Below are 13145 nucleotides of genomic sequence, written 5' to 3' on the forward strand. Positions count from 1 at the left end.
CGGGTTATTGATTGCTTTCAAAATTTTTCAGTCTCGAATTTCGTTAGAGCTTCTATATTTTCCAACGAAAAAAACTGCTGTTGCCAACTTTCGACCTTTGATCGCCCAAGCACCTCGCTCAATTGAGCATATCGAACTTGCACCGAACCCAAATGACGCTCTACTTTCATTCGATTATCGCTTGATAAATAACTAGGGTTTCATATTCTTACCCCAGTTATTCCGGGATGCTTCCCTTTGTTTGTCCTGCAACCGCAATCCTTTATGTGCTTGTATTTAATGACTTGATCTTTCAGGCTAGAAACGGTTTCGCAATTTTGATCCTACCTTTGATTTACTTGGGAACCCTAACTTGAGAATTTAGCATAAAATATAGACTTGACCCTGCTCGCGATATTTGCCCGTATCGATCAGCTCGGCAACCAAAGCCGTTTTATCGACATAATAATAATTGCCCTCGATCAGTTACGAGAACGTTTGTATACCGATTGGCGGCTTTTTCACACATAAACCTTCAATTCGGATGCAAACTCATGTGGATCTAACTCAGCCAATTGTGAGCGCACCCGTTGACGCAATTCTTTTGCCGGCGTTAAAACATACGCTTCATAATCAGAATGATCAGGATTTATCAACAGCAACTTCGATAACGCCGTCGCTAAACGGGTCACGGCTTTAACATCACGAATATCACTATCTTTACTAAAAATTGGGCACTGACCAAAAGGAAATTCAGTCGTGCTCACCGTGCGCAGTTGATGCAGATATTCACCAAATACATCGGCTTTCATGCCCAACCCTTGCGCGGCGTTTCCTGTCACAAAGCGTGGAATTTCCCATCCTGCAATAAACCCATGAAAACGGTCAAGCAACGCGCTTTCATGAAACATCTCCGGTAGATGCCTAATATAATCGGTTCGACGCGGTTTGCTTTCGTACAAATCAATATTCGCTAAAATCATCAAGCCGCAGTCACTGGTGATTTTGTCGCCACCAATCGTGTAATGTCCCGATTCCAAATAATCTTTAAATTTTGCCTGGATATCATCAGCGCCTTTAAAACTAATCGACTGCCCCTCATCTAAAACCAGCACATCGTTTTTCGCTAATAAGCCCACGACTTTGGTGTTTAAGTTCTTAAACAACTGCGCGGGCGTTAAACCACCGCCGCTGTTCAAATAAACATAACGGCTTAAATTCGAGAAAATAAACGATTTACCTGTGCCTTTAGGCGCAAGTTCCATCATGTTCAAATTGTTTTGCAACATCGGCAATAAGCGCAAAATTAAATTCGTTTGTTCGTTATCGCTGTATGTGCATGGTTCATAGCCCATTGCCCGCAAAATAAACGCGATCCATTCCTGCGTTGTAAATTGCTGCCGAGCTTTGATTAATTGCTGCAAATTCACCTTGCCCGACTGCATCGGATTAAATTCAATCAGCTCAATGACTTTTTTATCTTTGCCATCGTCACGCAAAATCAAACGTCCCGCCCCCCATTGCCCGCCTTCAAGCAAAGATTCGTTGTTGTCTAACACCTCATGCGTAACGCTAGCCTGCGTTTCATCCAAAGAGGGAATAGTCACCCGTTGTTTGTTATTTTTTATATCAATCTGTACTTCAAAACGGTCTAACAAAACAAGTGACTCACCGCGTTGCAATAGGCGTTTAAGTTTGTCTTTTTCGGTTTTTGTGGGCAAATGCTTACTCATGAAACCGGTAATCGCTTGATAAATTTCACTGTCCGTTTTTTCAGGTTCTTGAAAACGGGCAATAAGCCATTCTTCAACAAAACTAGGAATCGCCCTATTTTCACGAATTTTTAAACGCCGTACTAAAGCCTTATCAATCACCAATTCAGCAAAATTAGCACGGATTTTCTCGTCCAAATCTTCTTTATTCAAAACATTCCCTCAAAACTTTGTACGCCCCCATCTTTTTTTAATAAAGATGCCGGAAAATTAACATCAATAAACTTAATAAGCTGCTCGTTAGCCCCGGAATGATGATAAGAAATGACTAGCTCTATTCGAATAAGACCTTCTTGTCCATTACTGCAATTAAATCGTAACGCGACCTTCTGGCTCTTATTAACGCGCAAACTATCCACCGTTTCTGCCCCTGAAAAAACGCTGTCATTGATTTTTATGCAAATATCACTAGCGGTTACACTGGAAGTTAATACCAAATCAATTTGCCAATGCTTATCATCTATACGCCGCGCCTGATTATTTTCAAGGCTCACTTCAAGGTGCGTTTCAGGCAACTCAGGTGTTTTAGTGGTTAACGTAATAAACGGAATCAGCACTTCCTCAGGCGTTAAACCGCCGTGGGCGAGATGTCCGTCAGTCGTTAAACGCCAACGTTGTTTAGGAATAACATAGCGATCAATTTGCACAAAACTTGCCGGTATTTCGGTATTAGTTACTTTGCTTTTAAAACAGCGCTCTTTGATGTCGCCGAACGGTACACCCTCATAAAATGCTTGTGTTACTGTCATGCCATGGTCGGCGGTGATGAAAAACACAATATCGCGCCCTAACTGCTGCGCATCTTTAACTAACGTTTTAATTTTGCTTTTAATCCGATGACTAATGGGTTTCAAATCCCCACGATGCTTTTCAAAACTGACGCAATCATGCAGTCGCTCGTCCAGCTCATTTTCAAAAATGACGAACAATTTAGTCTGTGCGTCTAATATTTCATTTTTAGACTCGCGCCAACTGCGCCCTACTTTCAATGAATGAGGTTCGGGCAAAAATGCCTGATAGGTTTCCCGCAACGCCGTTTCTTGGTCGTTTGGCAATTGATTAGCGGGCTTTCCCGTTAGCACCGCCATTTTCCCGACTTCGGTTAAGGTCGGAAGTGGCGCAAATAAGGTTTCTGAAGCCAGCGCCAACTGTTCCTGTTGCGTTAGGGATTCCAGTTCAGCCAGCAATACGTCCCGATTTAATGCCGAAAGCGCATCAACCATAATCACCACAACGGCATAATCGGTGTTTAAAAATTTAGTTATTTGTTGGCTGCAATACAACCAATACGATTCAGAGCGCGAAATTCGTGCATTTTGTGTTAGCAGCCAGTCAGCAAAGCTGCCGTTAATGGTTTCATCAAGCGTCTGCTTATACGAAAACGCATGACGGCAATACTCAAAATAACCTTCGCTCCATGCCAAAACCTCTTCAACACTGGCCGAATTAGCAAGCAAAGGATACGAAGCTTGTTTTAATTTTTTAGCTAACAAGCTTGCTTCGGGGCTAGAAAAAGTGGCTACTTTTTGCGCCAATGCATCGCTGACAATCTCCGGATGGCTTTCAACTGAATCTGTTGTCTCTGTCCAAAGTTCAGGCCAATCGGCGATAAATAAATCGGCCAATGCTTCAGCCGGTATGTCATACGCTAAAACTTTACGTACTGCCGCATTCAACACTAACGAAAACGTTTCGACCAATGAATTAGCGCTTGTGTCATCCAAACAAAACAGCGGCAACCCCAACAATAGCGAGGGCAATGCTTGAGCAGGGAGAGCAATTTCTAACTGATGATAACTGGTAAAACGGCGCAAATAAGACAAATGCTGTTGATGGGCAAGTTTTTTTACAAATACGGATATGTCGCCACTCGCCACTAATTCCGCGATAAAGCACTGCGCAATTTCGTGTTCAATGTTTAAATCAAATTCGAGATGATCAACTAAGGTTTGTTTTATCGGTTCAGACTCAAGCAACAACAAAAACGCGACACCTTGATTTTTTAGCGCATCAGCAAACGCTTGAAAACTTTGCCCCGAAATTAAATCCGCACCGCAAAGGTATAATAAATTTCGTTCAAAGGCTTCAAAAGGTACTTTAATCGACGGATTTTTTAATAATCCTAACGCCACGCAAGTCTCATTCGTCAGCCAATCCGGCAACGTCAATTTAAATTTCTCAGCCACCAAAGCACGAGGAATTAACGTCTGTGTTTTCAAAACACCGTCCAAACCTTCCAGATGTTCAAACCGATGATACAGTGCTTGACTCGTTAAGCGTACCCGATGCAGCACAGGCGATTGCTCACGTAAATACTGATGAATTTGCCGTGTTACCGCTGCAATAGAAGGTTCAGAAGGCTCGACACACAGCGCATCATCAGCATCAACGCCAAAATAATCTAAAATGAGTTGCACGGGCATGAATTAAGCCTCGTAATCGCGCAACAACTCTACCAATGCCTGCTTTACCGTATCAGTGGGTAAATTTAACGCGCTAATGTGCTGACGTAATATCGCGACCACTTCGGTAGGATTTGCCTCCCCTTTTCTAGTTTCGTTAATCTGCGGTGGGTCAATCGGTGGAACTGGCTCAGGTGGCGACTGCGGCGGATGATAATCAACCAATGAATCCAATTGTCCAAGACACCTATGAATTTCCCGCTCTTCGCACTTTTCAACGGCTTGATTCAATAACGCCGAAGTCAAATCATCCGGGCTAACATGGTCACGCTCTAATAAATCACCTACTTTTTTAGCAAAATCACTGGCTCTTTCATGCGTTAAACGCAAAATCAAATTTTCCTTGTCTTGAACAATTTTAGTTAAAAATTCTTTCCAACTTTGGTTGATTTCATGGCGTTTGGCATCTTCGATGCGGGCAAAATCATCTAGCGCGATTTTTAAGGCGTGTCCGGTGTTTTCGGTACCGAACGCGTCTAAAAGTTTGTCGGCGATTTCTTGCTGTGTTTTGCCGACGGCATTAAAAATTTTCACCAACTCCTTGGTCGCTTGGTTCAATTGTGGCGATTGTTTGATGACATCAGGCTTGTGGACGATAAATTCACGCAGTTTAGCGACCGCTTGCCCCGCAAAATCCGCATCAGTTTGATCCGGCTCCCTTGTCAATTCGAAATATTCATTAACGGCTTGCAAAACCTTTAATTGTTTCGAGCTAAAATCATGCAAACGAATCGTAAGCTTGCTGTCGGCAACAAAGGCATTGTTCAAATTCACTGCAAAATCGGTTTCAGTGCCGCAACTTCCCCAGCGTAAGCGATTGACATCATGGCGAATGGCGACGGCGGCAAGAATAGCTATGTTACAAGCGGGAATGCCATAAGGCGGCGATACCAATTTTTTGCGCAAATCGACGACCGAATAAGTTTTTTCGCGTGTGCGCGTCAACGTGTCGAACAAAAGCATCAACACATCTTTGATGCCCCCCTCGGTTTCATCAACTCGCTTAATGTCCCAGCGCTTAGGCTCGCGCTGGATGAACAAATTATTCGCGCCCAACACGCCATCGATCAACGCCGATGTTTCGCTGGTATCATTACGTTCGCCCAGCAAATCAGTTTGATAACTGAGATTGCTATCAAACTCTAAAATGCGTTCAACGATTTTTTGAGATTTCGACTTACCCGTGTAGCTTTCATTATTCAGGCCATTCATATTCATGGCGCGAATAGGAATTTCATTAAGGTATTCGGCTTGAATTTTTTCGGCCAACACTCCTTTAAATTCATACCAGCTTTTGCAATCAATCGCCTGAGTCGCGCCCGCTTGCAAAATCTCACTTCTTCCGCTGGTCAAGCCTTCACGGCCATAAAAAATGTGCAGAAGTCGCTGTAAATCCGTGCGGGATTTTTCCCACTTTGCCGTAAGTTGACGGCGTAAATCATCGGTTGCCGTTTTTTCCTTCAGCAATAATTCAATCGCCAGATAACGACATAATAAGCCGCTAAATTTTAATTCCTTGCCTTCATAACTAACCGACTCAGAACGAATACCGCTAGTTGGCAACCAAAAATAAAGATTAGCGCGAGCCGTTTCTTGAATCCTAGCTTTAACTTGCACGATCTCTTCCGCGTCCTTCGCTAATACCAAATAAACGTGTCCGCTGATAAGCGGGTTAGTCAATTTTAAAGTGTTTGGAAACGGCGGCGTAAGCAAACTGACCTGAAAGGAACGAACAATGCCGCAAAGCGATGGCTCTAAATCGTGCTCTCCTAAAATGGGCAACAAATCCGCTTTCATTTCAGGATGGTCATTTAGCAAGGTTTCCAGGCTGCGGCCCGCAAAATAATTTAATTTTTCTCCGATTAATTTTTCAACATTTATCCCCGTATCCCCCAGCAATGTCCATTGTTGGGTCGCGTCATTTTTCCAAATCAATGCGGCAGCTTTTAGCCAATTCAAATCGGTATTTAATGTCGATGCGGCTAATGAATTCGGTTCTGTATCGTACAAGGCACAGGCTAAAAAAGCTTCATTGGTTTGAAAGTTTTCACCCAAAAATTCACTGAGTAACAGCAATTTTAAAATGTCGTGCTTACCTTGCGATTCGTTAACCGGGATTTTACCCGCAGCGCGTTTATAACGTTCCCATTCGTGGCCGTTATATTTTTTGATGGCCTCGCTGTAGTAATCGACCAGTTCCGGCAGGCGAATCAACTCATCGGTAAAAAGCCCATTTTCGCTTATTGCACGCGCGTTAATCGCGTTTTTGTTATCCCGAAAAAAAGTCAAGGCGGTACGAGTCGCTTGCGCCATAGCTGATAAACCAAACAAGCCAGCGGCCATGACGGGATGCAACGGATAAGTTTCGTTGCTAACTTCATGCAAATGTTGTCCCAAAGTTTTAAACAACGGCAACGCACTACAAACGCTAATCAGTTTTTCTTGATTAGCTTTAGATTGCGCGAATTGTTGTTGACCGAATTCCGTCCATGATTTTTGCATGCCCAACAAGTGATAGCCTTCACTCTCAGCTACCGAAAGTTCGATTTTAAATGCTTTAAAACGCCCGAAAATAGCTTCTAAACGGTTTTTTATCGTCGCGTCGCAATTCATCCGCTGCCCGTATTCGGTAAAAGAAACATGCGTTAAACCGATAAACAGCGTATGCCCCTGAACAGGACTACAAGCGGATTCGACAAAATGTTGCAAGTCAAAAATCTCTGCAACCGCATTACGATAGGGATTACTGATTAACTCCTCCAATGCCAAACCGAATTCATCCCATAGCACCAAAATGCCACCGAATGAATATTTTTCGGCTAAGTTTTTACCCGCCTCGACATAAGCCTTAATAAAATTACTACCGCCTTCACTAGCCGGATTAAACGCTTGTCCGTGACAAACCGCTTGATGCCAACGTTTAAATAATTCCAACGCCATCGGCTGATGGTTTTTTAAATCATCGCACATATCCTCGGTCGTCAGATAATGTTCGGCCAACTGCCATTGAGATAAATCGGCTTTTACAAATTCGGGCGATTGGCTGCACATGGTTTCAAACCGTTTTAGGCACACATCATATTCGGTAGTGGGCAAAATATCGGCGGAATTTATGCTCGGATGGCGTTTGATAGCGTCATAAAGCCCCTCCATGAGCTTATCGCCAAGTGCGGGGGTTTCTGAACCGTATAAAGAAACCAATAAATAAGGTTTTGCATTCTTATCGTCGGCGGCTAGAAACGTGTTATTCAGATTATCAGCAAGCGCGGGCTCGCCAAAATTGCGTAACCGATCAAAAAAATGTTGAAAAGCGCTATCGCCCGAACCGTCGCGCAATAATTGAGCAATGAGCACCGACAAATGGCTCTTTCCAGAACCATAACTGCCGTGGATATTGAGTGCGCGTTGTTCTTGGGTAGCATGTGGCAGAAAAGCCTCGCACAGTTGTTTTAAAACCGCTACCGCCGCTTTAGTGGGCGCAAAACTTTCAACTAAATGGTGATCGCTTAAACTGCGTTGAACGACAATCGCAGCGTCATTTGAATGGGCATTGATGGTAATAATTTCATTTAAGCAAGTCATGAAAAATCCGTGTTAACAAAGTGCTGTTTTTGTTGAAACCCAAGAGGTGACAGGTATAGCATCTAATGCGTGTGGGCTAAAATAATGTTGGTTAATTTTGGCAAAGCTATCGCCCTCGGCAAAAACCACAATAACAGGATGGCCACCGTGCCGTGTGCTTAACGCAGACCAAAAAGCCTGTTTATCCAAAATGTCCCAGCGGGAAAGCCAGTAATCCGGTTGACTAATAATCAAACCGGTATGCGGCGCATCGAAGGCTTGGGCGATAAAATATTGGCGCGGACACGGTAAACTCGGCGCAACGCTAATATCGGGTTTCTCACCATTCCAAACCGTATAATGAGGCAATTGCATTTGTAAGATATGAGTGACTTGCTCAAGCACCGCAAAATTTTTGCTGGAAAATGCCAAATGCCGATAACGCACTATTGGCGCATGATAGTGGGTGATCACGGTTTTAATTTGAGCTTCTAAAAGTGCTTTGTTCATAGCGAGGTATCGTTGGTGTTTTGCAGCAATGAAATAACCGCACTTTTAATTTCATTTAACTTTTCTTCGCCCAGTTTGCCGACAATGCCGGAAAATAAACTTTCATGTGCCGTGAATAATTTACCTACCCTCGCATAACTTACACAGTGCAGGCTACCGTCGATAAAATTGTCATTGTTTATTTCAATAGCCCGAATGTCCGTATAAGCTCTGCTGGTAATTTGGCACGCAACCCAATCGCCCCGTTCAGCATTGGCTAATAACAAAGCGGGACGTGATTTATTTTGCGTTAAATCTGAAAAAGGAAACGGCAACACCACTACTTGACCGGTTGTAAGTGCGCCCATGCTTCATCCTCCTCTGGTTTCAGCCAATCTTCCGATAAGGCTTGCTCCGATAAAAGCGCCGATTCATAATTTATCGGCTCTAACAGGGTTAACAATGCATAGCCAACGGGGAGTTTTTCTGACGATTTCAAAGGAAAAACATGACCGTCATCATCTATCCTAACTTCAATTGTTTGTAACATGCCAGCCTCCTTTGTGCATTTTAAAGCCAAGTATCGTTGCCGTATTGTAATAGCGGCAATAGGGTTATTTTCGGGTCGCAGCGTTCGGTAAACGACACCGAATCTAAGTTCACCGCCTCGGTAAAACTAAAGTAATCTTTCCAAGTGTTGGTTTGGTTCATGCGACGCAAATGTTGTCTTAGTTCTTCAGGCGAGCAGCACAAGAAATGCGCAAACCCCGCTTTAATAATTTCCGAGAAATCGACAGTAGAGCGACTTTTAAAACTGTGAAATTTCAACATGGCGAGAGCATGGATGATGATTTCATCGGTGAGTTTAGGTGAGCCTAAACGAACCTGTATCTGTTTGTCGTCTTCGTGGTTTTTGCGGATTTCAATCAGACCTAAATCCGCGAGCGGGCGGTCGTTTTGGAACATGCCTCGAACACCTTGCAAATTAGAGTCGAGACTTCCTTTTGCGGCATCTTCAATAACTAAATTTATTCTGTTTTTTAAAGAATCCCATTTGAGCCAATCTTTAGAAAGGTTATCCAAGCTTTGGAAAAATGCGGCATAAGGTTCGTTTCTTTCAGAAAAACAAATTGATATATGAATTGCCCACCATGTTGATGATTTGTTTAATACTGGGTCATTACTATAGATGCTGCGAGCAAAATCGGTTAACTCATACTCGCCCGCTTTTATTTTATTGATTAGCTGCGAAGCTTGCATCCAACCTTGAATGCCTTTTACAACGCCTGAGCCTGCAATTAGAGCTTTTTGCGTTTCCCTAAAATTATTTTTAGAAAAAAGATTTCGGTTTTTTCTAACAAGGTCAATAGTTTTACTTGTCCAGAATCTCGATAAAGAGAAAGTTTGATTTCCTATTAATGCCATTGGTGATTTCCTATATTCAAATAAACATTGTTTTTCAGTTATGTTTAATAAGGCAAATACTTTGTCATGTAACTTAGGGTCGATATAGGTTTCCAAAATATAGTTGAAGACTGACCTTAAAATTTCCTTATCTTGATTGAAAGCGTTATATACCTCTTCAATAAAACCGCCTGTTACATTATTATCAAGCAATTCTTTTTTGTATAAATGCCCAACACTTGTGCGCTTTAAAATTTTGCTGCCAGTGACTTCCCAAATACCGTCATTTTCTAATTTGCCGAATGGGTAATGAGCGTTTTCGCTTTTACCTTGAATATCAAGTTTCAAAAAAATATCTTGAAATGCGTTATCAATTCCCTGAAAACCAAGTAATCTGTCTTTGCCATGAAAACATTGAGCCAGAGCGTAAAGCAATAAAATAGGTTTATGCAAACTGATTTGATCGTTTTCTTTATAAACTCTGATTGATTTGAATGTATTTAAGATTTCTTGGTTATTCATATTTACAACATACAGATTAAACAACCTTCGTCATCGTCATCATCATCGCTTGAAAGAGTTTGCATTAAACCTTTAGATTTTTTTTCTTTACTTGAACTTAAAAAAAACTTTGCTTTGATTTCATTTTTTCGCGCTAATAACTCATCCAATGATTCGCCTTGTGACCGTAATCGTTTAGCCCCCCATCACTAAAAAAGTAGCATCTCCCGTTAAAACATGAAAAGCTATAGGACATGACGTTGAGCGACCGAGACCTTAGCCAAATGGACACGGACTATCTGGATGATTTGCCGGAGGGTGAGTTGCGTCCATTGAGTAAGCAACTGTTGGCGGATCTCAAAGAAGCCCGAGAACGACTCAAACAATCCCCGGATACGAGTTCGCGTCCGCCGTCATCCCGGGAGCCTTGGCAATCGAATCAATCCAGCGCCGAACCGTCGGAAGAAGCGCCGGCAACGGACGACTTGTCGGCACTGGATTCGTCTGAGTCTTCGTCAGATGACTTACCTAGCCAGGACTCGGCAACACCTCCGGCGGCGACCGGTNATAGCGNAAAGCCTAAAAAAGCCGGGCGCCAAGTCGGTANCCCAGGCTATAGCCGCAACCTGACCTTACCGGTGACACGGACAATTGAGCATCGCCCGGATTGCTGCGCCGCGTGTAGGCAATCGTTTGCCGACAACACCGACTACCGACCCTGGAACGCCCGGTTCGAACTGGAGCTTGAAATCGGCAACGCCGAATCGCCGAAATTACAAATCGAACATAGCCGACATGACTACTTCTCGGCGACCTGTCCCTGCGGTCATCAAACCCGCGCCGAGCCCGGGCGAGGCGCCGACGAAGATGGCTGGAGCGTAGCCCTGAGCGAATGGCATCTGTGCGGCCCTCGGTTGGTTAGCTTTTTGGTTTATCTCTCATTGTCCCTACGGGCATCGCGCAGCAGAATCCAAGCCTATTTGCGCGATTGGCTGGGAATCTACCTCAGCACCAGCACCATCAATCAATGCATTCATGAAGCGGGACGTGCCGTTGCGCCGGTCGTCGACGAGCAGTTGATCGCGGAACTCAAGGCCGCCGGCCTCTTACATATCGATGAAACACCCTGGAAAGAAGCCGGGCAGTTATTTTGGCTCTGGGTCTTTGTCAGCGCACAGACGGTGATTTATCAAGTGGGCAAACGCCATCGTCTCGTCGTGAACCAGCTCTTAGGGGAAGCGTTTTGCGGCTTACTGATGACCGACGGCTACAGCGTCTATCGCATCTTTCCTAGGCGCTTGCGCTGTTGGGCGCACTTGGTGCGCAAGGCCCGAGCACTGTATCAGTGCCTGGATAGCGAAGGACAAGCTTTCGGCGAAGCCTTGTTATTGGCCATGATCCTGTTGATGCGCAACATCCACCGACTCCGCGAATCGCCGCCGGATGCCGAATCCTTATGGGCGCAGAATCAACAGTTGCTGACCTTGCTGCGCTCGCTCTGCGAGACGCACCGAGACATCGCGCATGTTGACAGCCGACAATTAGCCGGCGAATTTCTCAACGATTGGGAGGCCATCGTGCGCGTGGTCGAAACGCCGGCGCATCCATTGACCAACAACGTGGCGGAACGCAGTTTGCGGCACTGGGTATTGCTGCGCAAAATCACCTTCGGTTCGCGGACGGCACAAGGCAGTCGCGTGGTTGCCTTGCTGGCGAGCGTGATTGATACCGCGCGTTTGAGAGACCTGAATCCTTGGGAGTTTATTGCTCAAACACTGGCCGAACGCCGTAAAAACCAACCCGTCCCTCGTTTGCCTATGCCGGTTTTGGCGTGATAGGAACAGGGGGGGGCTAAACGATTACTTGTGACCAGGTATATCTTTTTCCCGATTTCTCATCGTACTTTTCATATTTTTTAGCATCTTCAAATAAGTCAGGATGGTTTTCGTATAATCCTATCCATTCTATTTTTCGCTGATAAAAACAAAAATGACAACCTGATCGGCTACGCCATTCATAATATTTAGGTAGTCCTAAACCAGAATCTTCAAGTAACTTAATAATATCGCTTTTTACTAAACCATCTTCCTTGAATGGAAATACTGCTTTGATATTTGGTTTTGAAGAAATATAACCTTCCCTTTGCGGTTCGTCTGCTCTAATACCTACATAACTAATAACCTCATCATCACCAACAAATTCTTCGAAAGGTTTGAGTTTTAAATTGATAGTACACCACCTCTGCTGCGCAGATGGTAAAAAGTTATTATGTAACTTAAGGTAATAATCAAACTGCCTGCCACCATTTAACCTTACGATTTCCTTTCCTAAATAATCTTCCATTAAATCAACAAACTCTAAAGTCTCGGGAAGCTCTGCGCCTGTATCGGTAAAGTAATACTCCATCTCCGGTACCTTATCACGCATATAAATCGCAAGCGCCGCGCTATCCTTGCCGCCGGATAAGCCTAATAAATGCCTGACTGGTTTTTGATCGCTCATGATTACATCTTCCTAACATTAAATATTTATAATTGGCGTCAATCTTGATTGCTAATCATACATCAATAACTAGGCTTCAAGTTCTGTTTTTCGCTGTTTTCTAAACGCCGATTTGGAAACCTCTTCACGCAAGCCCTTGCTTGCCGGTTCGTGAAGCTGGAGCTTCTCATACTGCATTCCCAAGCAAAGAGCTTTGGAATGAGTGAAGACGTAAGTATTCAGACCCCGTTGGCAAATTACCGCAATCCAGGCGTATTGTTGGCCTCCCCTTTGAAAAAGGGGATTGAGGGGGCTTTATTTAAAAAATCTCCCCTAGCCCCTCTTTTTCAAAGAGGGGGACTGAATACTTACGTGAAGACTAATCCAATATTCAGTATTAACTATTGTCGATGGGTAATTGTATTTTGATAGCCTTCTCTATCAATTATTGCTTCGAATAACCGCTACGCTTTATTGAGGTACGGCGCAACAAATA

11 protein-coding genes are annotated in these 13145 nt (G+C 43.8%); 2 read left to right on the forward strand and 9 right to left on the reverse strand.

The window, feature by feature from the left end:
- Positions 1 to 196: hypothetical protein (locus tag METBU_RS28565; protein ID WP_208976560.1), on the forward strand; the 196-nt coding region annotated here is incomplete at its 5' end.
- Between the two features lie 304 nt (positions 197 to 500).
- Here METBU_RS28565 and brxL read toward each other — a convergent pair.
- The 8 genes from brxL to METBU_RS28015 are packed head-to-tail and all read right to left on the reverse strand — an operon-like array spanning position 501 to position 10338.
- Complete coding sequence (gene brxL / locus METBU_RS0107800; protein ID WP_017840082.1) at positions 501 to 1904, reverse strand: BREX system Lon protease-like protein BrxL; 1404 nt, start codon at positions 1902 to 1904, stop codon at positions 501 to 503.
- On the reverse strand, positions 1901 to 4174 hold the full coding sequence (locus METBU_RS0107805; RefSeq protein ID WP_017840083.1) for a PglZ domain-containing protein: 2274 nt from the start codon (positions 4172 to 4174) through the stop codon (positions 1901 to 1903). The genes brxL and METBU_RS0107805 overlap by 4 nt, the downstream gene beginning before the upstream one ends.
- A gap of 3 nt (positions 4175 to 4177) precedes the next feature.
- Positions 4178 to 7795, reverse strand: coding sequence for a hypothetical protein (locus tag METBU_RS0107810; protein WP_017840084.1), 3618 nt, complete (start codon positions 7793 to 7795; stop codon positions 4178 to 4180).
- A gap of 12 nt (positions 7796 to 7807) precedes the next feature.
- The gene (locus METBU_RS0107815) at positions 7808 to 8284 is read right to left on the reverse strand and encodes a hypothetical protein (protein WP_017840085.1); all 477 of its coding nucleotides are present in this window, start codon (positions 8282 to 8284) and stop codon (positions 7808 to 7810) included.
- The gene (locus tag METBU_RS0107820) at positions 8281 to 8631 is read right to left on the reverse strand and encodes a type II toxin-antitoxin system PemK/MazF family toxin (protein WP_040575299.1); all 351 of its coding nucleotides are present in this window, start codon (positions 8629 to 8631) and stop codon (positions 8281 to 8283) included. The genes METBU_RS0107815 and METBU_RS0107820 overlap by 4 nt, the downstream gene beginning before the upstream one ends.
- Positions 8604 to 8813, reverse strand: coding sequence for a hypothetical protein (locus tag METBU_RS0107825; RefSeq protein ID WP_017840087.1), 210 nt, complete (start codon positions 8811 to 8813; stop codon positions 8604 to 8606). The genes METBU_RS0107820 and METBU_RS0107825 overlap by 28 nt, the downstream gene beginning before the upstream one ends.
- 20 nt (positions 8814 to 8833) lie before the next feature.
- Positions 8834 to 10189, reverse strand: a complete 1356-nt coding sequence (locus METBU_RS0107830; protein WP_017840088.1) for a DUF4007 family protein — start codon at positions 10187 to 10189, stop codon at positions 8834 to 8836.
- Positions 10190 to 10191: 2 nt separating this feature from the next.
- Entirely contained in the window at positions 10192 to 10338 is a 147-nt protein-coding gene (locus METBU_RS28015; RefSeq protein WP_017840089.1) for a hypothetical protein, read from the reverse strand.
- Positions 10339 to 10452: 114 nt separating this feature from the next.
- Here METBU_RS28015 and tnpC point away from each other — a divergent pair, with 114 nt between their 5' ends.
- The gene (gene tnpC, locus METBU_RS0107840; protein WP_017840090.1) at positions 10453 to 12003 is read left to right on the forward strand and encodes an IS66 family transposase; all 1551 of its coding nucleotides are present in this window, start codon (positions 10453 to 10455) and stop codon (positions 12001 to 12003) included.
- A gap of 16 nt (positions 12004 to 12019) precedes the next feature.
- On the opposite strand, the gene METBU_RS23645 is transcribed toward tnpC, so the two are convergent.
- Positions 12020 to 12670: a phosphoadenosine phosphosulfate reductase domain-containing protein gene (locus METBU_RS23645; RefSeq protein WP_017840091.1), complete on the reverse strand. Its 651-nt coding sequence runs from the start codon at positions 12668 to 12670 to the stop codon at positions 12020 to 12022.
- Between the last annotated feature and the right edge of the window lie 475 nt (positions 12671 to 13145).

The organism is Methylotuvimicrobium buryatense 5G (genome assembly GCF_000341735.1).
GTDB lineage: Bacteria > Pseudomonadota > Gammaproteobacteria > Methylococcales > Methylomonadaceae > Methylotuvimicrobium > Methylotuvimicrobium buryatense.